Origin of the sequence: Butyricicoccus pullicaecorum DSM 23266 (assembly GCF_900167005.1) — a bacterium.
Taxonomy (GTDB): Bacteria; Bacillota; Clostridia; order Oscillospirales; family Butyricicoccaceae; genus Butyricicoccus; species Butyricicoccus pullicaecorum.
The window spans coordinates 712,446-736,657 of sequence record NZ_FUXW01000001.1; the positions used below are offsets into that span (position 1 = coordinate 712,446).

A 24,212-nucleotide genomic window follows, 5' to 3' on the forward strand; every position below is an offset into this window, starting at 1 on the left:
TTGTTGTGGTCTTTTTTTGTGCCCGCAGAGAGGTTTTGCGCAAGGCGCCGGTGCGAGTCCTAAACCGCAGACAGCCAAAGAAAGGGGATTTTTATGGATTACAAAAAACTCGCGTACGATCTGATTCCGCTGGTCGGCGGCGTACAGAACATCAGCAAACTGACCCATTGCGCAACCCGTCTGCGCTTTGAGTTCCATGACCGCAGCAAGGTAGACGCAGCGGCGATCGAAAAAACCGCAGGCGTCATCAGTGTCGTGGAGAAGGGCGGACAGTTCCAGGTCGTTGTCGGCAACGACGTACCGGTGACCTACCGTGCCCTGATCGATGAGATGGGCGGCACGGCGACCGGCGGCAACACCGCACAGGACACCACACCTGAGAAAAAGCCCTCGATCATCAACCGCATCGTCAGTGTCATCTCGACCACCTTCACACCGGTCATCCCGGCGCTGATCGGTGGTGGTATGATTAAGGCGGTTCTGTCCATTCTGGTTCTGTGCGGCCTGAGCGATAGCAGCTCGACCTACCAGATTCTGAACTTTATTTCGGACGCAGCCTTCTACTTCATGCCCGTTCTGCTGGCTTACGGTGCGGCGATCAAGTTCGCATGCAATCCGGTGCTGGCAATGACGCTGGCCTGTGCATTGCTGCATCCGTCGTGGAGCGGCATGGTCAGTGCAGGCGAAGCCGTCGATTTTTTCAGCATCCCGGTGCGTCTGGTTGACTACTCGTATTCGGTCATCCCGATCATTTTGAGCATCTGGATTATGTCTTACGTCGAGCGTCTGGCAGAAAAATACACGCCATCTATCATTAAGTTTTTCCTCAAACCGCTGATCATTCTGTTCATTTCGGCACCCATCGCGCTGCTGATCGTCGGCCCCTTCGGTGCCTTCCTCAATACGCTCATCGAGAACGCTGCAAACGCCATCAACGCAACTGCAAGCTGGCTGCTGCCCATGCTCATGGGTGCGCTCCAGCCCTTCCTTGTCCTGACCGGTACGGCCTGGGCAATGACCCCGATTGCAACCGTGCAGATTTCCTCTCTGGGCTATGAGATCGTCAACGGCCCCGGTATGCTGGCCTCCAACATCGCACAGGGCGGCGCAACGCTGGCCGTTGCCTGCAAGTCCAAGAACCATCAGCTGCGTCAGCTGGCATTCTCCTCTGGTTTCACCGCTGTCATGGGCATCACCGAGCCCTGCCTGTACGGCGTCATCCTCAAGCTCAAGAAGCCGCTCATCGCGTCCATGATCGGCGGCGGTATCGGCGGTATTTATGCAGGCCTGTCCGGTCTGGTGCGCTATGCGTTCGTATCGCCCGGTCTGGCAGCGCTGCCTGCATTCATCGGTGAAAATCCCATGAACATCGTCCATGCAGTCATCACCTGCGTGATCTCCTTTGTCGCAGCCTTCGTCGCAACTTGGATTATGGGCTTTGACGATCCGGCAAACGAGGAAGACAAGGCAGCACCGTCCCAGCCCAAGGTACAGGCAGAGGCTGCACAGGCAGTCGCTCCGCTCGCAGGCCACGCCATCCCGCTCGAGGAAGTCAGCGACGCCGTATTCTCCCAGAAGGTCATGGGCGACGGTCTGGCCATCCAGCCGACCGAGGGCAAGGTTTACGCGCCGTTCGACGGTGAAGTCGCTTCGATCTTTGACACCAAGCACGCCATTGGCTTGAACGCTGACAACGGTATGGAAGTTCTCATTCATATCGGTATCGATACGGTCAACTTGCAGGGCCAGTACTACGAGGCACACGTTAAGGCGGGTGATCGCGTACACAAGGGCGATCTGCTGATCTCGTTTGACAAGGACGCCATTGAACAGGCCGGATACGAGACCGTTACCCCGGTCATCCTGACCAATACCGACGATTATTCGTCCATCGAGACGGTCACCGGTCGGGATGTCAAGCCCGGTCAGACCGTTCTGACCGTGAAGTAAGAAAGGAAGTCCATTTATGATCTATCAGAAACTGCTCGATTTTCCGCAGGATTTCCTGTGGGGCGCGTCCACCTCGGCCTATCAGGTCGAGGGTGGATGGGATGCCGACGGCAAGAGCCCGTCTATTATTGATATGTATGAGCATCCGGCAGGCTATGCCGATTTTACGGTCGCAAGCGACCATTATCACCGCTTTGAGGAAGACATTGCGCTGTTTGCCCAGATGGGACTCAAAGCATACCGCTTTTCTATTGCTTGGACGCGCATTCTGCCGAACGGCACCGGAGAAGTCAACCGAGCCGGTGTTGAGCATTACCGTGCGGTCATTCGTGCCTGCCGCAAATACAATATCGAGCCCATCGTGACCATGTACCACTTTGACCTGCCGTGGTGCTTGGAACAGCAGGGCGGCTGGCTCAATCGCGCGACCATCGACGCGTTTGAGGCGTACTGCCGGGTACTGCTTGAGGAATACGGCGATGCGGTTAAGTATTGGCTGACCATCAACGAGCAGAACACCATGATTCTGCATCCGGGTGCCATCGGTCTGCCCAAGGGCGGTGTGCTGCCCAGCCGCCGCGAGCTGTATCAGATGAACCATCACATGATGCTCGCACAGGCACGGGTCATGAAGCTGTGTCATGCGATGTGCTCGCAGGCTAAAATCGGCCCGGCGCTCAATCTGACCGCCATGTATCCCGAGACTTGCCGCCCGGAGGATGCCATTGCGGCACATAACTGGGAAGTGCTGCGCTGCTGGAACTTTGCCGATGTGCCGGTCTTTGGGTGGTATCATCCGCTCGCCGTGCGCTATCTGGAAGACCGCGGCCTGATGCCCGACGTGCAGCCGGGTGACCGAGAGACGCTCTCGGGTGCACATCCCGACTTCATCGCCATGAACTACTACTCGACTGCCACCATTGCTGCCAGCCGCGGCGATGCGTCCGACGTGTCCGCGCGTGCCGGTGACCAGCAGATTATGCTCGGTGAGGAAGGCGTATACCGTGCAGCCGAGAATCCCTATGTCGGCAAGACCAAGTATGGCTGGGTCATCGACCCGACCGGTTTCCGCTACACCCTGCGCAAGGTGTGCGAGCGCTACCATCTGCCTATTCTGATTACCGAAAACGGCATCGGTGCACCCGACGTGCTCGAGGACGATGGCAGCATCCATGACCCGTACCGCATCGAGTTTTACGAGCAGCACCTGCACGCCATGCGTGAGGCCATCACCGACGGCGTGGAGATGATGGGATACTGCCCGTGGTCTGCACTCGACGTGGTGAGCACCCATCAGGGCTATGCCAAGCGTTACGGCTTCATTTATGTCGACCGTGACGAACAGGACTGCCGCAGCATGCGCCGCCTGCCCAAAGATAGTTTCTACTGGTATCAAAAGACCATTGCTGAAAACGGAAAAAACCTGTAAAATAAGGAAAGGAGAATTTTCCGCATAGAAGGGGTAAGGGCATGATCGTACAAAAGATCTTGAACAACAATTTGATCTTGGTCTGCGATGAGAACGGACAGGAACAGATCGTCATGGGTAAGGGTCTGCGTTTTTTCAATCAGGTGGGACAGGAACTGAGCCGTGAGCATGTGCAGAAGGTGTTCGTGCTGCGCGACGAGGGCGCTGCACAGCGCTATATGCAGCTTTTGCGCGATGTTCCGGCCGAGTCGGCCGAGGTGATTGAGGAAGCATTGCAGCTGGCTCATGAGCAGTTCCCCGGACGGCTCAACGATCAGATTTTTGTGACCCTGTTCGACCATCTGGTCTACGCCATCGAGCGCTGTCAAAAGCACATCGTCCTGCCCAATCGTCTGCTCTGGGAAGTACGGCGTTTTTATCCGCAGGAGTACGCCGTCGGACAGCAGGTACGGGATTTTCTGAACGAGCGGCTTCAGATTGAGCTGCCCGAGGAGGAAGCGGGCAACATCGCCTTCCATCTGGTCAACGCACAGACCGAAAATCCCGACATGGAGCGCACCATGCAGGCCATGCGCATGCTCAAGGACATCTACGGCATCATTCAGCTGTCCTTCGGCAGGAAGATTGACGAGAATTCGGTGCATTATGCGCGATTTTTGACCCACATGCAGTATTTTATCGAGCGTGTACTCGATCGAAAGATGCTGGGCAGTGAGGATATCGCGGTACTGGAGCCGGTACTCGAACAAAATCCCGAGGCGTACGCCTGTGCGCGCAGAATTGTTGGATATGTGCAGAAGAACCTGGGTGTGGAGATTCCGCGGGAGGAACTGATCTATCTGACCATCCACATGACCCGTATTATGATGCAATAAAGAGAAGCGAGCGGTGCACCGGGAGGGCATCGCTCGCTTTTGTGCATTGATATTGGTTGGAATAATCGAAAAATGCATAGACTGAAGACACATGCCATATATAAATAAGGAGGCAGTCGTATGAAAGAACATCCCATGTGGGAAGCCGGATGCAGCGCACTGAGTTGGAGCACGCAGGACGGCAAGCACCTGCTTGCGCGCAATATGGATTTTACCGGAATGGCACCCGGCACCAGCGTGACCTTTGCGCCGCGCGGGTCGGCGTATGAGCTTTGCAGCGGACAGCCGTCGGGATACCGTGCGCAGTATGCCGCGGTGGGCATTGGCTTGATGGCCGGTCAGCCGATCCTGTACGAGGGCGTCAACGAGCACGGGCTCACGGGTGCACAGCTGTATTATCGCTGCTTTGCGCACTATCCCGATGTGGCGCAGCCGGACACCAAACCAATCCAGCCGCCCATGCTGGTCTATCATCTGCTTGCCCAGTGTCAGAGCCTACACGAGGCAGCCGAGATGCTCGAACACGACCTGACGCTGGTGTCTGTACCCATGATGGGAGCGGTACCGACGCTGCACTGGATGTTCAGCGACCGAACCGGGGAGAGTATGGTGGTCGAGTCCGATGCGGATGGTCTGCATATTTATCGAGATGCGGTTGGCGTGATGACCAATAGCCCGAGTTACGCATGGCACCGACTCAATCTGCTCAACTATGCCGGAATACGCGATCTGGATTACGGAGAACGTACGCTGTGCGGTAACCATTTGGAACCTTGTTTTTCGGGAAGCGGTGCGCAGGGACTCCCCGGAGACTGGTCGTCGCCGTCGCGCTTTGTGCGCCTGTGTATGCTGCGCGAGTATGGCAGAAAGGGCAAGGATGAGCAAAGCGGCGTTGCGCGTATCTTCCGCCTGATGGAGAGTGCAACCTTCCCGCTCGGCATGGTGCGTGTGAATGATGAACGGGAGGACGACAGCGCGTTTGACGCGACGCTTTACACCTCGGTCGCGTGCGCGGAGTCCGGTCGGTTCTACTGGACGACTTACGAAAACCAGAACATTCAGTATGTGGATTTGAAAACCCTGTGCGAGCGGGATACGCCGGTACAGTTTGACCTCAAAACCGAGCCCGATTTCCAGCTGCGGTGCGAGTGAGGCGCGTGGTTCACGCTTGCAATCGATGGCAAAAAATAGTAATATAATAGGTACGTCCTGTGGTGTGTGAGACAAATGGGACGGGAAAATTCCCCGGAATAACAGCCGGGGGATTTTTTTGAGCACCCGGCGCATCAGCCGGGGAGGAACCGAGAAAAAGGAGAACATTGTATGCAAATTTTGGAACTGATTCTGGTTGCGATCGGTCTTTCCATGGACGCGCTTGCCGTGTCCATCTGCAAAGGCCTGTCGGTCAGCCGCGTGCAGCCCAAACATGCGCTTGCAGTCGGATTGTATTTCGGCGGCTTTCAGGCACTCATGCCGCTCATCGGCTACCTGCTGGGCATCCGCTTCCAGACACTCATCAGCGCGTTTGACCACTGGATTGCCTTCATTCTGCTGGCACTGATCGGCGTGAATATGATTCGTGAGTCCCGAAGCGACGACGAGGACGCACCGATGGACGCTGCATTCGGCCCGCGTGCCATGGTGCCGCTTGCGGTGGCGACCAGCATCGATGCTTTAGCCATCGGCGTGACTTTTGCTTTTCTGGATGTGTCCATCGTGCCGGCTGTTATCCTGATCGGCTGCATCACCTGCGCGATTTCGGCGGGCGGCATCTATCTTGGCCGCGTGGTTGGTGAGCGTTTCCAGTCCCATGCCGAAGCTGCAGGCGGTATCGTGCTTGTTTTGCTGGGTGTCAAGATTCTGCTGGAGCATTTAGGTTTCCTGGGTGCTTGAAACCAGTTCCATAAAATAAATTTTCGTGACAGGTAAAATTCCTCTTGCATTTTCTTTCCAGTTGTGATTAAATATGTAAATGTAATGATTAAATATTCACCGCTTGGGGTATCGCGTCAAACGGCGAAAGTAAGGGGAATGATTTATGAAAAAGAAGACGACAGCAATGGTTATGGCCTCGCTGATGGCGCTGACTTCCATCACCTCGGCCTTTGCATGCACTGGCACCATTGTAGGAAGTGATTGGACCGACGACGGCAGCACGATTGTTGCACGTACCGAGGATATTTCGGGCAACCATGCCAAGAACTACATCGTTCATCCCCGTACGACCTATAAGGCCGGCGAGATGTTCAAGGATGTGACCACCGGCTTTACCTATCCGCAGCCCAGCGTTGCATATCAATACACCTCTGTGCCGGATACCGACATTCAGGACGACGGCTACTATGGTGAGATCGGTTTCAACGAGTACGGCGTGAGCGTCGATGCAACCGTCTCTGCAAGCGCGAATGAGAAGGCACAGGCTGCCGATCCGTACGTTGAGGATGGCCTGCGTGAGGCTGACATTGTCGATGTCATCCTGCCCCGCGTCAAGAGCGCAAGAGAGGGTGTCAACCTGGTTGTCGATATCCTGAACGAGAAGGGCGCAGCAGAGGGCAACGTATTCACCATCTCGGACAAGGACGAGGTTTGGTACATTGAGATCTACACCGGTCACCGCTTCGCAGCATATAAGGTACCGGACAACGTGGTTGCTGTATTCCCGAACTGCTTCATGCTGGGCTATGTTGACCTCAACAACGCAGAGAGCTATGTTGCTTCCAAGGATCTGATCGAGTTTGCAAAGCAGAACGGCTTCTATCAGGAGTATAACGGCAAGTTCCATGCTGCTCTGTCTTACTCTGAGCCGATTTCCGGCGGCAACCGTGACCGTGTCTGGGCTGGTCAGAACTTCCTCGGCCATGCAGTAGACTACGACGCACCGGTATTTGATCTGTTCTTCACCCCGGACGACGGCGAGAAGATTTCGGTCAAGGACGTTATGGAGCTGCAGCGTTACCGCAACGAGGGCACGGAAAAGACCCCCGAGAAGGACAGCACTGTCCGCACCATCGGCACCGAGCGCAGCGCAGAGGCACACATCGTACAGTTTAAGGATGAGTATCCCAAGGAGCTGGGCGGCCTGCTGTGGATGACCATGGGCAACCCCGAGCATTCGGTTTACCTGCCGTCCTTCGGCAACATCAATGATACCGCAGACGCATACCAGATCGAGGCAATTGATTACAATGCAGATTCTGCTTACTGGAAGTTCCGCAGCCTGTCCGCGGTTGCTGAGCTCAACCGTGAGATGTACGGTGCAGGCGTACGCGCATACTGGGATGCTTACGAGGATGCACTGATCGCACAGCAGGAGCAGACCGACGACACCGTTGTTGCACTGATGGCAAAGAGCGAGGATAAGGCAGCAGCTTACACCACCGAGCTGGCTGAGACCATCGCAAATGATGCAATGAGCAAGGCTGATCTCATGTTCAGCGAGCTGATGGGCTACATTGCAAAGAATAAGACCACTGATGCGTTTGTACCGTCGGTTATGGCTGAGTTCGAGGCAAAGGAAGAGACGACTGAGACCGTTCCGGCAACCGAAGTCGCTCCGGCTGAGACTGCTGCTGAGACGACCGCAACGACCGAGACCGCTGCAGAGGCTACCACTGAGGCAGCTCCGGCAGCCGAGGCAGCTGCAAAGTAAGGAAAACCCGCCCCGTGGGCGAAATGAAGCTTTCGCTCAAGCCTTTCTCGAAAGGCTTGCGGGTCCTCAGGGCAGAGCCCTGAGTCGCCATCCGCAGATGGCGAAATCTCCTTTTGATTCCGGTCAACGACCGGAATCAACCAAAATAAATAAAAAAAGCGCGACTCGCAGCGAGCGAAATACCCCGCGGCCATTGGCCGCTCATGGAAAAGACCACCCAAACGGGTGGTCTTTCCTATTATATCCGTTTTTGCGGATTTCTGGATTCGATAGCGGAAATCAATCGGGGTGTCTTGCGCTCTGCGGAGCGCGCTTTTGAACGAAAGTTTCATTGAAACCCGGGGCAGACACCGGGTTTCAAAAGGGGATTCCGCCGTCTGCGGACGGCGTCTCAGGGCTCTGCCCTAAGAACCCGCGGCCTTTCGAGAAAGGCCGGCGAAAGCTTTATTTCGCCTGCGGGCGGGATTTGGGCGGTGCTTAGAGTTTATAGCGTGTGGTATCCGCGTCCCAACCGTCCAGCGGATAGCGCTGAATTGCGCCGAAGATACGCTCGCGCAGGCCATGATTCTGCTTTTCCAACATCTTGAGCAGGTCTTTGACCTCCTGACGCTTGGTATTGCCATCAGCAGGGCAGGGGTTATGCACAATCGGCAGGTTATTACGGGTTGCAAACGAGCGAATATAATGTTCCGGGGTATAGATCAGGGGACGAATGAGCGTGACACCGACGCGGTCAAGGTAGGTGGCCGGCTTAAAGCACGAAATACGGCCCTCATACATCAGAGACAGCATATAGGTCTCGACAACGTCATCGAAGTGATGACCGAGCGCGACCTTCTTGCATCCAGCCTGCAGGGCTGCCTCGTGCAGTGCGCCGCGGCGCAGCTTGGCGCACAGCGAGCAGGGATTCTCTTCTTTACGGATGTCGAATACGATCTGCTTGATTTGCGTGGGAATACGGATGTATTCTACTTCGAGTTCATCGCACAACGCCTGAACAGGGGAGAAGTCCATGTCATCATAACCCATCTCCAAGGTAATTGCCACGACTTCAAACTTTTTGGGATAAAACCGGCGCAGGCCGGCCAGTGCAGTCAGCAGCGTCAGAGAGTCCTTGCCGCCCGATACACCGACCGCAATGCGGTCGCCTTCCTCGATCATGTGATAATGGTCTACCGCACGGCGGGTGAAAGATAATAGTTTTTGCAGCATAGGTTTTCCTTTCTATATGCGTCCGGATTTTGGTCTAAAGGAAATATAGCAGAAATCCACCGACAGGGCAAGAGGGTAAAAAATAAATTGAGTTGTGAGAAAACGGGAGTATAAGTGAGAATAAAAGAGATTGAGCGAGATTGTCCGAAGATAAATTAAAAAACGAAAAAAAGCTGTTGACTTTCCGATTTCGGTATGGTTTAATAAATAAGGCTCCTCAAAAGCCGCTTTTGATTGCAAAAACAAATCAGCTGAACCACAATATTCGCTGTAAATTATTTTAAAATATATGGAGGAAAGCATCATGTCCACTTTCATGGCAAAGGCAGAGACCGTTGAGCGCAAGTGGTATGTACTGGACGCTGCAGGCAAGCCCCTCGGCCGTACCGCTGCTACCGCTGCTATGCTGCTGCGCGGCAAGCACAAGGCTACTTTCACCCCTCACGTTGACTGCGGTGACTTCGTCATCATCATCAACGCTGACAAGGCAATTCTGACTGGCAAGAAGCTCGAGCAGAAGTATTACCGTCATCACACTGGCTGGGTTGGCCACCTGAAGGAAGTTCAGTACAAGACCCTGATGGCTGAAAATCCGGAGAAGGCTATGCAGCTGGCTGTTAAGGGTATGCTGCCTAAGAACTCGATCGGCCGCCAGTCCGCGACCCGTCTGAAGATCTACAAGGGTGCTGAGCACGGTCATGCAGCTCAGAAGCCCGAAGCATGGGAAAAGTAATCTTGTAAGGAGGATAATGAACAATGTATACGCCTAAGAAAGCATATTTCTACGGTACCGGCAGAAGAAAGTCCTCTGTTGCAAGAGTTCGTCTGTTCCCGGGCGGTACCGGTGAGATCAAGATCAACAACCGCACCATCGACAACTACTTCGGCCTCGAGACCCTGAAGCTGATCGTTCGTCAGCCGCTGGAGGCTACCAACACCACCGATAAGTTCGACATCGAGTGCACCGTTGTCGGCGGCGGCTTCACCGGCCAGGCTGGTGCAATCCGTCACGGCATCGCTCGCGCTCTGCTGCAGGCTAACACCGAGGAGTACCGTCCTACTCTGAAGGCTGCTGGTTTCCTGACCCGCGACCCCAGAATGAAGGAGAGAAAGAAGTACGGCCTCAAGGCAGCCCGTCGCGCTCCCCAGTTCAGCAAGCGCTAAACTTTTTCAAAATGTATCAAAAAGCCCGGAAAATCAAGGTTTTCCGGGCTTTTCCTTTTGGCATGGTTTGATAAAGTTTGATGTAACAAGACCCATTTTCACCCAATTTTTAGTGGTTACCAAGTGGATAACCGGCAAAAAACAGGCCAAAAAGAGGGCCAAGTGGTTACCAAATAGGATAACCGAAGGCCGTTTTTTGCCCTTTGGAGAGGTGACTTTTTCTTCTCCTTCATCGACCATTTTCATCTGATTAGTTTGAGATAATTTGACCTAATTTGAATACAACAGAATAAATCTAATCGCCAAGCGCTCAGTATTTTTCTACTGGGCGCTTTTTGCGTTTCCGGGGAATTTCATTCCGGGATAAGAAAAGGCCGTCACTTTTAATTTTTGAAGTGGCGGCTTTTTCTATTTCCAGAAGCCATAGAACAATTCAGAAATGAGGTGAAGTCATTGAACACGCAAATCATCGCCATCGCCAACCAGAAAGGCGGCGTTGGCAAGACAACCACCTGCGCGAACTTGGGGATCGGGCTGGCGCAGGCCGGGAAGAAAGTGCTGCTGATTGACGGGGACCCGCAAGGCAGCCTGACCATCAGCCTGGGCCATCCCCAGCCGGACAAGCTGCCTTTTACCCTGTCCGACGCTATGGGCCGTATTCTGATGGATGAGCCAATCAAGCCCGGTGAGGGTATCCTGCACCACCCGGAAGGCGTTGACCTGATGCCTGCTGACATTCAGCTCTCCGGCATGGAGGTCTCCCTGGTGAATGCCATGAGCCGTGAGACCATCTTGCGGCAATACCTGGACACGCTCAAGGGACAGTATTCCCATATCCTGATTGACTGCCAGCCTTCCCTGGGTATGCTTACGGTCAACGCACTGGCAGCCGCCAACAGGATCATAATCCCCGTCCAGGCGGAATATCTACCCGCCAAGGGCCTGGAACAGCTGCTCCAGACGGTCAATAAGGTGAAGCGGCAAATCAATCCCAAACTCCAGATCGACGGCATACTGCTGACGATGGTGGACAACCGCACCAACTTTGCCAAGGAGATCGCCGCCCTGCTGCGGGAGACCTACGGAAGCAAAATCAAGGTGTTCGGCACCGAGATTCCCCATTCCGTCCGGGCAAAGGAAATCAGCGCCGAGGGCAAGAGCATCTTTGCCCATGACCCCAACGGCAAGGTGGCCGAGGGGTACAAAAATCTGACCCAGGAGGTGATGAAACTTGAAAAGCAGCGCGAAAAAAGTAGAGCTGGCCTCGGTAGATGATCTGTTCTCCACCGAAGAAGGCCGTCAGGATGCCAAGCTGGAGAAGATACAGGAAATCCCGCTGTCTGAGCTGCATCCGTTCAAGAACCACCCCTTCAAAGTCAAGGATGACGAGGCCATGCTGGAGACCGCAGATAGTGTGCGGCAGTATGGTGTTCTGGTTCCGGCGATTGCCCGCCCGGACCCAGAGGGCGGCTATGAGCTGGTAGCTGGACATAGACGGCACAGAGCCAGTGAACTGGCTGAGAAAGAGACTATGCCGGTTATTATCCGAGACCTGGACGATGATGCCGCCACCATCATCATGGTGGACAGCAACTTACAGCGTGAAAGTCTGCTCCCCAGCGAGAGAGCATTTGCCTACAAACTGAAATTGGAAGCCATGAAACATCAGGGTGAGCGCAGAGATTTAACTTGTGCCCAACTTGGGCACAAGTCAGATGGGAAGAAATCAAGAGACATTTTGGCTGAACAAGTCGGGCAAAGTAAAAATCAGATTCAACGATTTATCCGCCTGACGGAGCTGATTCCCGAACTGCTGGATATGGTCGATGAACGGAAAATCGCTCTCAATCCGGCTTATGAGCTGTCTTTCCTCAAAAAAGAGGAACAGAGGGATTTGCTGGACGCGATGGAAAGTGAACAGGCTACCCCCTCTCTCTCCCAGGCCCAGCGGCTCAAGAAATACAGCCAGGAGGGACATCTGACCCTCGATATGATGCGCGTCATCATGGGCGAAGAAAAGAAAAGCGATTTGGACCGGGTAACTTTCACTTCTGACACCCTGCGAAAGTATTTTCCCAAGAGCTACACGCCCCAGCGGATGCAGGAAACAATTATCAAACTGCTGGAGGCATGGCAGAAGAAGCGCCAGAGAGACCAGGAACGATGAAAGGAGCCGCCTATGAGGGATATTTCAGCCCGTGAGCTGAAAGGACACAATATTTTGGCCGTAGAGCGTTTTCAAGATAACACCCGCTGGATGATCGAGTTTTCCGTTCAGCGTCCCTGTTCCTACGGCAGCCCCGGCGATGAAATGCGGCTGTTTCTCACGGAGGACGGGTATCAGGCCGCCCTTCACAGCCAGAAGCGCCGGGAAATCAAAATCAAGCGGTATGCCCGTGTCATTGAGGGCCATGTTCTCGACTTCAAACCGGACAAGCGCCGCCGCCACCCGTAAATTCATCATCACTACGAAAGGAAAGGAATGAATATGTGTACTGTCCAGAGCATCAAAGATGCCATCCGGGAAAATTGTCAGTCCCAGTATGATATGGAATCCACCGACATTGACCGGGTTTTGCAGACCCTCCCGTTTTCGGAGCATGAACCGATGTTCAGTCATCCGCCGAAGTACAAGCGTCCCTACCGGCCCTGGCAGAACAACAAAAACAGCTGAAAGCCACAGTCTTTTTCACGAAAGATTGTGGCTTTTTTCATGCCCTGAAATTAGAAAGGAGTGAAGTCAATGGCCGTTTTTCGCATTGAACGGACCAGAGATTATACCGTGATGAGCAATCATCACCTGCGAAACCATGAACTGTCCCTCAAGGCCAAGGGACTGCTTTCCATGATGCTATCCCTGCCGGATGACTGGAACTATACCACCCGTGGCCTTGCAAAAATCTGCAAGGAGGGTGTTGACGCCATTGGTAATGCGCTGCGGGAATTGGAAACCGCCGGTTACATCGTGCGGAACCAGCTGCGGGACCGACAAGGCCGGATCAGCGACACTGAGTATGTCATCTACGAGCAGCCACAGCCGAAGAACCCGGATACGCCCCAGCCAGATACGGCTTCACCAGATACGGAAAACCCGGATATGGAGAAACCGGATACGGAAAAGCCCGCAGAATTAAATATAGAGAAACCAAATACCCAAAAACAAAATACTCATAGAGCAAGTACCGATTCCATTCCCTTCCGGGAGACAGCGGCGGTAAGACCGCCGGAACGGAAAGGAAGGGATGCGATGTCTGTCTCAGAGATGGAAAGCTATCGGGATTTGATTCTGGAGAACATCGAGTATGACTATCTGTGCAGAGAGTTTTCGACCTACCGTGAGGACCTGGACGAGATTGTGGAGCTGATTGTGGAGACCGTTTGTGCCAAGCGTAAGACAACTCGGATCGCTGGCAGCGACTTTCCCCATGAAGTCGTGCGCTCCCGATTTTTGAAGCTGGATAGCGAGCATATCCGGTTTGTCATGGACGGTATGCAGAAAAACACCACCGAGGTCCGCAATATGAAACAGTATTTGCTTGCAGTGCTGTTCAACGCGCCCACCACCATCAGTAATCACTACACCGTACAAGTCAATCACGATATGAATGCAGGCGGCTGGTAAGAGCCGCCTTTTCTCATACCAAAGGAGGCACGACATGAATCAGATAGAAATTTTCAAAAACCCGGAGTTTGGAGCCATCCGCGCCGTAGAAATTGATGGCGAACCCTGGCTGGTGGGCAAGGACATAGCTCTGGCGTTGGGGTACAAAAATGCCAAGGATGCACTGGCTACCCACGTCGATGCTGAGGACAAGCGGATTATCCAAAGGTCGGAAAACACGACCTTTGACATCCCGAACCGTGGAATCACCATCATCAACGAATCTGGTTTCTATTCCCTGGTGCTGTCCAGTAAGCTGCCCAAGGCAAAGCAGTTCCGCCGGTGGGTCACGTCTGAAGTACTTCCCACTATCCGCAAGCACGGAGCCTACATGACCAGGGAAAAGTTGTGGGAGGTTGCCACTTCCCCGGAGGCGCTGCTGAAACTCTGCTCCGATCTGCTGGCTGAGCGGGAAGCAAATGCGGTGCTGCGGGAGAAAAACGCTCTGCTGGAAAGCAAGGCCGCCTTTTATGACCTGTTCATCGACCTCAATCACAGCACCAATCTCCGCACCACCGCCAAAGAGCTGGTTGTGCCGGAGCGCCGGTTTGTCCGGTTCCTGCTGGAGCAGCGGTTTGTCTATCGCACAGCATCCGGGAATGTACTTCCCTATGCAAAGCCCTCCAACAATGGCCTGTTCTGTGTCAAAGACTACTGTAACCACGGACACATCGGTTCCTACACGCTGGTGACGCCCCAGGGCAAGCTGTATTTTGCCCAGCTGCGGGACAGTATCCTGCTGATGATATAATGGCCCGTTATCTTTTGCGGCGGCTGGTGGTCCCGCCTTAGTTTGAAGCGCCACCCCTGCAAAATCCGTGGAAAGGAGGCGATGACCTATGCAGGAGGAAGTGGAAAACAGGACTTTGACGCTGGTAGTCAGCGGAACAAAGTTTACCGGGCGGTTGTTGAAAGCCGCCATCACCAAGTACCTTGCCCACCGCAAGGAAAAGAAGCTGCAAAAGCAGAGAAGCCGTGACGCGCCTGTGAAGCCCCAGGGCAAGCAGACGGTAAAACAGCTGATCGGTCAGAACCAGGGTGTTTCCAACATCGAGATCACCGACCCCTCCATCAAGGAGTTTGAAAAGATCGCCCGGAAATATGGTGTGGACTATGCGGTGAAGAAGGATCGCAGCAGCTCCCCGCCCAAGTATCTGATCTTTTTCAAGGGGCGGGATGCGGACGCCCTGACAGCTGCCTTTACCGAATATACCGGCAAAAAGGTAAGAAAGGCAGAGAAATCCGAGCGCCCGTCCGTGCTGGCAAAGCTGAGCCAGTTCAAAGAGTTGGTGAAGCACGCCGTCGTGGATCGGAACAAGCGAAAGGAGCTGGAACGATGAAAAAGCAGCTTGACATCAAAAAGCTCCTTGTTTTGAACCTGCCGTATATTCTGATGGGCTTGTTTGCCACCAACTTCGGTGAAGGATGGCGGATGGCCGTGGGCGCGGACGCTTCGGCAAAAATGCTCTCGTTCTTCTCCACACTGCCGGAGGCGCTTGCCAGCTGGTGGCCCAGCCTGCACCCGTTGGACCTGCTGGTGGGCCTGTGCTGCGGCGGTGGCCTGCGGCTGGCGGTCTATCTCAAGAGCAAGAACGCCAAGAAGTACCGGCATGGCATGGAGTACGGCTCCGCCCGCTGGAGTGCATAATCTTAAGTGTAAAGGAACTCTACATGGACGCACAGGAGGATATGCACATGAATGATTACAACAAAATCACAGCCCTTTACTCCCGTCTTTCCGTAGGGGACGAGGACAGGGACGGCGGCGAGAGCAACAGCATACAGAACCAGAAAATCTTTTTGGAGAACTACGCCAGAGGGCAGCGGCTGACGAATATCCGGCACTACATCGACGACGATGAAAGCGGCAGATTTTTTGACCGTTCTGCCTACTCCCGCATGATGGAGGACGTTGAAAACGGGAAAATCGGCGTTTGCATTATGAAAGACCTTACCCGCTGGGGGCGCGACTATCTCCAAGTCGGCAACGCTATGGAGATATTCAGACGGAACAACGTGCGTTTTATCGCGGTCAACAACGGCATTGACAGCGAGAAGCCCGACACATTGGAGTTTGCGCCCTTTATCAACATCATGTCGGAGTGGTACGCAAAGGACATCAGCAAGAAAGTGAAAACGGGCATTAAGACCAAAGGCATGAGCGGAAAGCCGATTGCCACCGAAGCCCCCTACGGCTATGTCAAAGACCCGGACAACAAGGATTTTTGGATAATCGACGAGGAAGCCGCCGAGGTTGTGCGCCTTATTTTCCGTTTGTTTATCGGCGGGAAGAACCGCAACCAAATCGCCGTATATCTGAAAAACGAGCAAATCCCTACCCCCACTTTCTACATGAAAGACCGGGGACGGGGAACGTGTAAAAACAAGGCGCTCAATGAGGATAACCGCTACAAGTGGAACAAAGCCACCTTGACCCATATCCTTACGCGGCAGGAGTATTGCGGCGATGTAGTCAACTTCAAGACTACAAAGCATTTCCGGGACAAGCGGAACCACTATGTAGACCGGAGCCAATGGCAGATAACCGAAAATGTGCATGAGCCGATTATTGACCGCGCCGACTTTGAAACCGCACAGCGGATTTTGGAAAACGCGCCCGTCAGACGCCCCAACGGGGACGGGGAAATCCACCCTTTGTCGGGCTTGCTTTTCTGTAAGGATTGCGGCGCAAAAATGCACATCCGCATAGATTACAGAAACGGCGGCAAGCGGCACGTTGCCTATTGCAGCGAGTACCACAAGGGGAAAGCCAAAAACCCCAAGTGCCATTCCCCACACATCATTGACGCTGACTTGCTTATGCAGACCGTCGCGGAAGTGCTGAAGAAAATCGAGGACTACTCTATCAGCAACCGGGCGGAGTTTGAAGCCTTAGTGAAAAAGAGCCTTGCCATGCAGCAGACCGACCAGACCAAGAAACAGCAGAAACGTATCCCGCAAATCACGACACGCCTTGAACAGATTGACAAGGTGCTGAATAAGCTCTATGAGGACAACGCCCTCGGCACTATCCCGCAAGACCGCTATGAGCAAATGTCGCAGAAGTATTCGGAAGAATACTACACACTGAAAACGGAGCTTGCGGGACTCCAAGAGCAGCTATCCGCTTATGAGAACGCGGGAGGGCGGGCGCAGAAGTTTTTGAAGCTGACGGAACGCCATGCCGCCTTTACCGACCTCACCCCCGCCATTCTCAACGAGTTTATCAGCAGGATTGAAGTGCATGAGCGCGACCAGAAAAGGGCGAGATACGCAATCCAGCACATCAGCATATATTTCAACTATATCGGCAGGTTTGAGAACGAAGTAACGCAGCTTGCAGAGCCGACCGAGCAGGAAATCCGGCAAATGCGGGAGGAAATCGAAGAAGCCAAAAAGAAAAAGAGCCGCGCCTACCACCGGCAGTATTCAAGGGAGTACCGGGCGCGAAACCTTGAAAAGCAGCGGGAGTATGACCGTATCAAGGCGCGGGAATACCGGGCAAGGAGAAAGGCGCAGACCGCCGCCGCACAGCCCGCACAGTAAAACAGAATAACCGACAGCCGAGAGGGGATTTTCCAACTACGGGGAATCCCCTTTTTCGCGCCCGGAGAAAGGAGCCGACTATGGCAGAACAGAACGGGACGCCCACCGAACCCCGGAACCCCGACAGTATCATCACGACGCAGAGGAACGGGCAGACCATTGTTGCGGAGTTATTTTTCAATCACAGCAGCACAGAAACATTCCGCGACAAGCTGCTCAAGACGATACTTGCCGACAGTTCGCGTTTATCCGCGTCTGACGGTCAAGAGCCGGAAAAAACAGAAATCTTGCGATAACAGCCGCCCCGACGAACCATTCCCCGTCCGGGCGGTTTTTATCGTCAAAAACGCCGTTTTCTCCAAGTCAAGAGCCGGAGAAAACACCCGAAAAATGCCCCTGTTGCGTAACAGGGGCGCAGAAAGGAGCTTGCATGAGAACAGGGCTTACCAAGCAGGAAAAGACCACTGATATTTGGTTTGACGAGAAAGACCCCCTTATCCATATCCGCACCCACAACACCGCCTTGAAAAAGCGTCTGCTTGCATACAGCCGCCGTTATCCGGCGATCTGCCAGCAGACCGACGCAGACCCGGAAACGGGCTGCATGGAGTTTGATATTGAGAAAGGCCGCTTCTCTTTCCGTCTGACCGCCCCATACAGTGAGGAACGCCGGGAAGCAGCGCGGCGGTTTGCCAGAGAGAGCAACGCCGCCGACAGGCTGAAATAGAGTGGAAATGTTCATAGTTTTGTGCTATACTTTTTCTAAAAGCAGAGTAATACTGCGGAATTGATTGGAGGACAACACAATGGTTACATTTATGAGATTAAGATAAAACCGCGAGTTATGTTGCGGTTATCCGTACTGCATAACTCGCTTATTGAAGCAGAGATGTAATTACGGAGGAAAAACAAATGAATAATAATTTATCACGCTTTGCAGACAGCAAGGTTTATTTTCAATGCCCAATTTGCACAAAATCAATGGATATACAAGGCAATAGCCTAATTTGTAGACATGGACATTGCTTTGATATTTCAAGATATGGGTATGTAAATTTGTTGTTAAAATCATCGCCCAAAACCAACTACAGCAAGCGGTCTTTTGACAACCGGCACCAAATTTTGGAGTATGGCATGTATGATGTTGTGTTGGAGAAAATCATACAGTTTATTTCTGATACGCCATCTATAAGAAACATTTTAGATGTTGGTTGCGGCGAGGGTTTCTATGCAAGGCAGATACAGCAAAGAACAGAACGAAACATCTTTGCTTTTGACTTGTCAAGGGAGGCAATACAGATTGCATCAAAAAAAGACAAGCGCAAAGCAGTGAAGTGGTTTGTTACTGACTTATCAAAAATCCCTTTGAAAGACGGAAGTATGGATTGTATTTTAGACATATTTTCGCCTGCACACTACAAAGAATTTCAGCGATTGCTATCTCCTAACGGATATGTTGTGAAAGTAATTCCTACGAAAAATCATTTGAGGGAAATCAGGACTAAAGTGCAAGCACACTTGAAAAATCCAGATTATTCAAATGAGTCTGTCGTTGAATATTTTGAGAAATATCTTAAAACCATTTCAAGAGAAACGGTTTCAGCCACCGTACAGTTGTCATCAGAACAAAGAATGTCGTTTATTGAAATGACGCCGCTTCTCTTTTGCGTTGAAAAAGATTGCGTTGATTGGTGTACTCTCACACATTTGACAATCGAAGCTGATGTTTTAATAGGAATGTATTAAAGGGCGTATTGATATTTAATATTCCCATTTATTGAGCAGAACGGAGTAAACCAAACACCCTAATCAAAAGGACAGCCGAGGAAATCGACTGTCCTTTTTCTATGCCGACAGGTAGAAAGGAGTGACCACCCATGACGAAACCGAGAGAAAAAAACCGCGAGGAATTGCAAGCCGAGATTGAGGACGGGAAGAAGAAAATCCGGCAGCTTGAAAATCGGGAAAAGGTGTTGCGGCAAAAGTTATCCCAAGAGGAACGCAGGACGCGTAGCCATCGGCTGATCGTCCGGGGTGCGGTCTTTGAGAGCATTGTGCCAGAAGCCAAGACCATGACCGACGAGGAAGCCGCCGCCTTTCTCCGGCTTGCCTTGACGAGCGAGGAAGCGCGGGCTTATCTGAAAAAACGCACCAAGGGCGGGAAAAGCGAATAATCCCTTTGGCACAAAGGGCACAAAGGGCGCACTTATACACCCTTACGGGTGCGTGCGCTCTGCCGAGGGCTTGTCGGCACAGAGAGAAAGCCGCTTGCTTCCCTCTCTGACCGACATTGGCAGCTTTGCCGCAACAAGGGGCTGCACCCCTTGCGCCGCTTACGCGGCTATCCCTGCACACCCACAAAAACAGTACACCCGCCCCGGCGTCTGTACTATTTTTGCGGGTTTTATTATCTTATCCGGGAGGTGATACCCATAGCCATTTACCACTGTAACATCGGCATTGTGAGCCGAGGAAAAGGCAAGTCAGCCGTTGCCGCAGCCACCTACCGAAGCGGCGAGAAAATCACAAACGAGTGGGACGGAATGACCCATGACTACACCCGCAAGCGCGGCGTTGTCCATACGGAAATCCTATTGCCGCCCCATGCCCCGCCCTCTTTCTCTGACCGCGCTACCCTATGGAACAGTGTGGAGCTTTACGAGAAAACCGGGAACGCCCAGCTTGCCAGAGAGATTGACGCAGCACTCCCCATAGAATTATCCAGAGAGGAACAGATCCGGCTTGTCCGGGAATACTGTTCCTCTCAATTTGTTTCCAGAGGAATGTGCGTTGATTTTGCCATTCACGACACCGACAGCGGCAACCCCCATTGTCATATCATGCTTACTATGCGCCCCCTTGACGAGCGCGGCGCATGGGCGGCGAAGTCCAAAAAGGAATATGACATTGACGAGAACGGCGAGCGCATACGCTTACCAAGCGGCAGATACAAGACACACAAAGTTGACCTCACAGGCTGGAACGACAAGGGCAACGCGCTTTTATGGCGCAAGGCATGGGCGGATATTTCAAATGCCTACCTTGAACGCGCCGGAAGCCGGTCGCGTATCGACCACCGCAGCAACGCCGAGCGCGGCATTGACGAGCTGCCTACCGTCCACATGGGCGTAGCGGCTTGTCAAATGGAGAAGAAAGGCATAGCCACCGAGAAAGGCGAGCTGAACCGGAATATCCAAAAGGCAAACCGCCTTATCCGGGAAATCCGGGCGCAGATTGGAAAGCTCAAAGAATGGATTGGCGAACTGTTCAAGGCGCGGGAAAACGCCCCGGAGCAGCCCCCGCAATCCCCCGGCCTTGCAAATCTGCTGATGAAGTATTTAAGCGTTCAGAGAGAAAAGAGCCGGAAGTATTCGCAAAGTTGGCAAAGGCAGCACGCCGCCGATGAACTGAAAACCGTTGCAAAGGCAGTAGGCTATCTTTCCGAGCATGGCATTTCCACCCTTGCGGAGCTGGACGCTACCCTTTCCTCTGTCAGCGACCAAGCCGACGCTATCCGGGCGGGCATGAAAACCGCCGAGAAGCGCATGAAAGAATTACAAAAGCTGATTGAATACGGGAAGAACTACACCGAGTACAAGCCCATTCACGACGAGCTGAAAAAGCTGAAAAATGGCTGGACGAGCAAGCGCGACAAGTACGAGGAAGCCCACCGCGCCGAGCTTACGCTATGGAACGCAGCGAGCCGCTATCTCCATGCAAATCTGCCGAAAGGGACAAAGAGCTTGCCTATCGCTGAATGGGAAAAAGAGTACGCCACCCTCAGCGGGCAGAGAACAGCGGAATATACCAAGCTGAAAGAAACCCGCGCCGAGGTTGCCGAGCTGCACAATATCCGCAAGTGCGTTGATATTGCGCTGAAAGCCGACCAGCCGGAGCAGACCCGCACCAAGCAGCACGACTTAGAACGATGAAAGGAGTTGAGATTTTTGTACTACACCCAAGAACAGATAAACCGGGCGAACCAAGCCGACCTTGTTTCTTTCCTGCAATCACAGGGCGAGCAGCTTACCCGCGCCGGGAATGAATACCGCTGGAAACGGCACGACAGCTTGACCGTCCGGGGAAACAAATGGTACAGGCACAGCCAGAGCAAGGGCGGCGGCCCCGTTGATTTTGTCATGGAGTTTTTCGGCAAGAGCTTCACCGAAGCCGTGGAACTTCTCACAGGAGAAAAGGGAGCCGCACCGCCGCCGGACAGACCTTGCCACGCGTCCCTTTCCGACTTCCGGCTACCGCCCCCAAACAACGACAACAGAATAGCGAGGAACTACCTCACAGCAGCCCGCCGCATTGATGATGATGTGACGGGCTTTTTCTTTGCCCGCGGCGATATTTACGAGGACGCAGCCCACCACAACGCCGTATTTGTGGGGCGGGACGAGGACGGAATACCGCGCTACGCCCACAGCAAGGGAACGGCGGGAAACTTCCGGTTTGATGTGAAAGGCAGCGACAAAGCCTTTAATTTCTGCTACCGAGGCGAGGGTGACAGGCTTTTTGTCTTTGAAGCCCCCGTTGACCTGCTCTCTTTCCTCTGCCTGTTCAAAAAGGCGTGGCAGAAGCAGAGCTATTTGTCATTGGGCGGCGTGGGAGAAAAAGCCCTGTTGCGTTTCCTCTCTGACCGCCCGAACATCAAGACCGTTTACCTCTGCCTTGACAGCGACCAAGCCGGAAACGACGCTTGCAGCCGCCTTGCGGAGCTTGTGCCGGAGGGCTTGACCGTCCACCGCCTTGTGCCGCTTTACAAGGACTGGAACGAGGTATTGCAGCACCGGGCAGAAATCACAGACGGGAAGTATATCCGGGAAGCGGTTTACGGATTGAAAGAACCGCCGCAGGAAGAAACCGTCGAGATTATCCGCATGAGCGAGGTTGACACACAGACCGTTGAATGGCTATGGGAGCCGTATATCCCTTTTGGGAAAGTAACCATTGTGCAAGGCAACCCCGGCGAGGGCAAGACCACCTTTGCCCTACGCCTTGCCGCCGCCTGCACCACCGGGGGAACGCTGCCGGGAATGAAGCCCTTGCCGCCATTCCAAGTGATTTACCAGACCGCCGAGGACGGGCTGGGCGATACCGTCAAGCCCCGCTTGATAGAAGCCGAAGCCGACCTTGACCGCGTGCTTGTGATTGATGAAGCCAAACGGGAGCTTACCCTCTCCGACGAGCGCATAGAAAAGGCAATCACGCAGAACGGGGCGCGGTTGATTATCCTTGACCCCATACAGGCGTACATGGGCGAAAAGACCGACATGAACAGGGCAAACGAAGTGCGCCCCATGTTCCGCCGCCTTGCCGATGTTGCCGAGCGTACCGGGTGCGCCGTTATCCTTATCGGACACTTGAACAAAGCCGCCGGAGGACAGAGCGCATACCGGGGCTTAGGTTCTATTGACTTCCGCGCCGCAGCAAGGAGCGTCCTGCTGATCGGGCGCGTGAAGCGGGAGCCGAATGTGCGCGTTATCGTCCATGACAAATCTTCCCTTGCGCCGGAGGGCAAGCCCGTTGCCTTTTGCCTTGACCCGGAAACAGGCTTTTCATGGATAGGCGAATATGACATAACCGCCGACGAGCTGCTATCCGGCGCGGGCGGGAACACCGCCACCAAGACCGAGCAAGCCGAGAAGCTGATACTTGACCTGCTTGCAGACGGGAAAGAACTTGCCAGCGAGGACATTGTAAAGGCCGCAGCCGAAGCCGGAATATCCGAGAGGACGGTACAGAACGCCAAGCGCAACATGGGCGGTATTTTAGGCGCAAGGCGTGTCGGCGGTCAATGGTATAACTTCATCAAGAAGAAGCAGCCACCCGAACCCGCAAGCTGAAAGTGCAAAACGCAGACCCTTTGCACTTTGCACTTTCGCACTTTCACAAGAATTTGCGTCAATAACTCAAAAAAGCACTTGACAAAACGCTTCATGGGGAACCCATGAGGATATTGCGCCTTATATCGACCCGGTATTCCAGAACAATGTGATTCTGACCAAAACCGAGAGCCTGACCATGAACAGCCGCCCCAAGGACCCCAAAACGGCGCGAAATAAAAATGTTCTGGTAATCGGCGGCTCAGGTTCCGGTAAGACCCGGTTCTGGCTGAAACCGAACCTGATGCAGATGCACAGCTCTTATGTGGTCACAGACCCCAAAGGCACCATCCTGGTGGAGTGCGGCAAGATGCTCCAGCGCGGCACACCCAAGCTGGGCAAGGACGGCAAGCCCATGAAGGATAAGCACGGCAAGGTCATTTATGAGCCGTATCGGATCAAAGTCCTCAATACCATCAACTTCAAGAAGTCCATGCACTATAACCCCTTTGCCTACATCCACTCCGAAAAGGACATCTTGAAGTTGGTCACGACCCTAATTGCAAACACCAAGGGTGAGGGCAAGGCCGGGGACGATTTCTGGGTCAAGGCGGAAACGCTTTTGTACTGCGCCCTCATCGGGTACATCCACTATGAGGCCCCGGTGGAGGAACAAAACTTCTCCACCCTCATCGAGTTCATCAACGCCATGGAGGTCCGGGAGGATGACGAGGAGTTCAAAAACCCCGTGGACCTGATGTTTGACGCATTGGAAGCGGAAAAGCCAAACCACTTTGCCGTCCGCCAGTATAAAAAATACAAGCTGGCGGCGGGTGTTGTATGCTCTAAAAGACTTCTTAATCAAGCGGTTGGGAAGTCTCTTAGAACACACAACCTA

At 53.6% G+C, this 24,212-nt stretch carries 24 protein-coding genes and 2 pseudogenes; 24 read left to right on the plus strand and 2 right to left on the minus strand.

What is annotated here, in order from left to right:
• Positions 1 to 93: 93 nt before the first annotated feature.
• From B5D52_RS03555 to B5D52_RS03580, 6 genes are all read left to right on the plus strand, one after another.
• Positions 94 to 1,950 carry a beta-glucoside-specific PTS transporter subunit IIABC gene (locus B5D52_RS03555; RefSeq protein ID WP_016147309.1) on the plus strand — a complete coding sequence of 619 codons (1,857 nt, stop codon included), beginning with the start codon at positions 94 to 96 and terminating at the stop codon, positions 1,948 to 1,950.
• Between the two features lie 16 nt (positions 1,951 to 1,966).
• Positions 1,967 to 3,379 carry a glycoside hydrolase family 1 protein gene (locus tag B5D52_RS03560; RefSeq protein ID WP_016147308.1) on the plus strand — a complete coding sequence of 471 codons (1,413 nt, stop codon included), beginning with the start codon at positions 1,967 to 1,969 and terminating at the stop codon, positions 3,377 to 3,379.
• A gap of 41 nt (positions 3,380 to 3,420) precedes the next feature.
• A complete protein-coding gene (gene licT, locus B5D52_RS03565; RefSeq protein ID WP_016147307.1) occupies positions 3,421 to 4,254 on the plus strand; it encodes a BglG family transcription antiterminator LicT in 834 nt (277 codons plus the stop codon).
• 120 nt (positions 4,255 to 4,374) lie between these two features.
• On the plus strand, positions 4,375 to 5,406 hold the full coding sequence (locus B5D52_RS03570; RefSeq protein WP_016147306.1) for a linear amide C-N hydrolase: 1,032 nt from the start codon (positions 4,375 to 4,377) through the stop codon (positions 5,404 to 5,406).
• Positions 5,407 to 5,577: 171 nt separating this feature from the next.
• Positions 5,578 to 6,147, plus strand: a complete 570-nt coding sequence (locus tag B5D52_RS03575; RefSeq protein WP_016147305.1) for a manganese efflux pump MntP — start codon at positions 5,578 to 5,580, stop codon at positions 6,145 to 6,147.
• A gap of 145 nt (positions 6,148 to 6,292) precedes the next feature.
• Complete coding sequence (locus B5D52_RS03580) at positions 6,293 to 7,903, plus strand: C69 family dipeptidase (RefSeq protein ID WP_016147304.1); 1,611 nt, start codon at positions 6,293 to 6,295, stop codon at positions 7,901 to 7,903.
• Positions 7,904 to 8,380: 477 nt separating this feature from the next.
• Here B5D52_RS03580 and B5D52_RS03585 read toward each other — a convergent pair whose 3' ends face one another.
• The gene (locus B5D52_RS03585) at positions 8,381 to 9,115 is read right to left on the minus strand and encodes a tRNA 2-thiocytidine(32) synthetase TtcA (protein WP_016147303.1); all 735 of its coding nucleotides are present in this window, start codon (positions 9,113 to 9,115) and stop codon (positions 8,381 to 8,383) included.
• A gap of 304 nt (positions 9,116 to 9,419) precedes the next feature.
• Here B5D52_RS03585 and rplM point away from each other — a divergent pair, with 304 nt between their 5' ends.
• Together rplM and rpsI are read left to right on the plus strand one after the other, a co-directional pair.
• Positions 9,420 to 9,848, plus strand: coding sequence for a 50S ribosomal protein L13 (rplM, locus tag B5D52_RS03590; RefSeq protein ID WP_016147302.1), 429 nt, complete (start codon positions 9,420 to 9,422; stop codon positions 9,846 to 9,848).
• A 23-nt stretch (positions 9,849 to 9,871) separates the two neighbouring features.
• A complete protein-coding gene (rpsI, locus tag B5D52_RS03595; protein WP_016147301.1) occupies positions 9,872 to 10,279 on the plus strand; it encodes a 30S ribosomal protein S9 in 408 nt (135 codons plus the stop codon).
• 33 nt (positions 10,280 to 10,312) lie between these two features.
• On the opposite strand, the gene B5D52_RS16320 is transcribed toward rpsI, so the two are convergent.
• Entirely contained in the window at positions 10,313 to 10,519 is a 207-nt protein-coding gene (locus B5D52_RS16320) for a hypothetical protein (protein ID WP_207651142.1), read from the minus strand.
• Between the two features lie 213 nt (positions 10,520 to 10,732).
• Here B5D52_RS16320 and B5D52_RS03605 point away from each other — a divergent pair, with 213 nt between their 5' ends.
• The 16 genes and pseudogenes from B5D52_RS03605 to B5D52_RS16820 form a co-directional block, all read left to right on the plus strand.
• Positions 10,733 to 11,554, plus strand: coding sequence for a ParA family protein (locus B5D52_RS03605; RefSeq protein WP_016147300.1), 822 nt, complete (start codon positions 10,733 to 10,735; stop codon positions 11,552 to 11,554).
• Entirely contained in the window at positions 11,511 to 12,446 is a 936-nt protein-coding gene (locus tag B5D52_RS03610; RefSeq protein WP_016147299.1) for a ParB/RepB/Spo0J family partition protein, read from the plus strand. The genes B5D52_RS03605 and B5D52_RS03610 overlap by 44 nt, the downstream gene beginning before the upstream one ends.
• A 12-nt stretch (positions 12,447 to 12,458) precedes the next feature.
• Positions 12,459 to 12,734 carry a DUF5720 family protein gene (locus B5D52_RS03615; RefSeq protein WP_016147298.1) on the plus strand — a complete coding sequence of 92 codons (276 nt, stop codon included), beginning with the start codon at positions 12,459 to 12,461 and terminating at the stop codon, positions 12,732 to 12,734.
• 27 nt (positions 12,735 to 12,761) lie between these two features.
• Positions 12,762 to 12,953, plus strand: a complete 192-nt coding sequence (locus tag B5D52_RS03620) for a hypothetical protein (protein WP_016147297.1) — start codon at positions 12,762 to 12,764, stop codon at positions 12,951 to 12,953.
• A gap of 69 nt (positions 12,954 to 13,022) precedes the next feature.
• On the plus strand, positions 13,023 to 13,901 hold the full coding sequence (locus B5D52_RS03625) for a DUF6017 domain-containing protein (protein ID WP_016147296.1): 879 nt from the start codon (positions 13,023 to 13,025) through the stop codon (positions 13,899 to 13,901).
• Positions 13,902 to 13,935: 34 nt separating this feature from the next.
• Positions 13,936 to 14,691: a BRO family protein gene (locus B5D52_RS03630; protein WP_016147295.1), complete on the plus strand. Its 756-nt coding sequence runs from the start codon at positions 13,936 to 13,938 to the stop codon at positions 14,689 to 14,691.
• A gap of 88 nt (positions 14,692 to 14,779) precedes the next feature.
• A complete protein-coding gene (locus B5D52_RS03635; protein ID WP_016147294.1) occupies positions 14,780 to 15,280 on the plus strand; it encodes a PcfB family protein in 501 nt (166 codons plus the stop codon).
• A pseudogene (locus tag B5D52_RS03640) lies at positions 15,277 to 15,579 on the plus strand (VirD4-like conjugal transfer protein, CD1115 family); the annotation flags it as partial. The gene B5D52_RS03635 and the pseudogene B5D52_RS03640, both read left to right, overlap by 4 nt.
• Before the next feature lie 32 nt (positions 15,580 to 15,611).
• Entirely contained in the window at positions 15,612 to 17,486 is a 1,875-nt protein-coding gene (locus B5D52_RS03645) for a recombinase family protein (protein ID WP_016147292.1), read from the plus strand.
• 80 nt (positions 17,487 to 17,566) lie between these two features.
• Positions 17,567 to 17,782 (plus strand): transposon-encoded TnpW family protein, encoded by a 216-nt coding sequence (locus tag B5D52_RS03650; protein ID WP_016147291.1) that lies wholly within the window; start codon positions 17,567 to 17,569, stop codon positions 17,780 to 17,782.
• Positions 17,783 to 17,916: 134 nt separating this feature from the next.
• Positions 17,917 to 18,213 carry a hypothetical protein gene (locus tag B5D52_RS03655; protein WP_016147290.1) on the plus strand — a complete coding sequence of 99 codons (297 nt, stop codon included), beginning with the start codon at positions 17,917 to 17,919 and terminating at the stop codon, positions 18,211 to 18,213.
• Between the two features lie 185 nt (positions 18,214 to 18,398).
• Positions 18,399 to 19,232, plus strand: a complete 834-nt coding sequence (locus B5D52_RS03660; protein ID WP_016147289.1) for a methyltransferase domain-containing protein — start codon at positions 18,399 to 18,401, stop codon at positions 19,230 to 19,232.
• A gap of 131 nt (positions 19,233 to 19,363) precedes the next feature.
• Complete coding sequence (locus B5D52_RS03665) at positions 19,364 to 19,660, plus strand: DUF3847 domain-containing protein (protein WP_016147288.1); 297 nt, start codon at positions 19,364 to 19,366, stop codon at positions 19,658 to 19,660.
• Between the two features lie 249 nt (positions 19,661 to 19,909).
• Entirely contained in the window at positions 19,910 to 21,418 is a 1,509-nt protein-coding gene (gene mobQ, locus B5D52_RS03670; RefSeq protein ID WP_040332744.1) for a MobQ family relaxase, read from the plus strand.
• 15 nt (positions 21,419 to 21,433) lie between these two features.
• Positions 21,434 to 23,335 (plus strand): AAA family ATPase, encoded by a 1,902-nt coding sequence (locus tag B5D52_RS03675; RefSeq protein ID WP_016147286.1) that lies wholly within the window; start codon positions 21,434 to 21,436, stop codon positions 23,333 to 23,335.
• An 85-nt stretch (positions 23,336 to 23,420) separates the two neighbouring features.
• Positions 23,421 to 24,176: pseudogene (locus tag B5D52_RS16820) on the plus strand (type IV secretory system conjugative DNA transfer family protein); the annotation flags it as partial.
• Between the last annotated feature and the right edge of the window lie 36 nt (positions 24,177 to 24,212).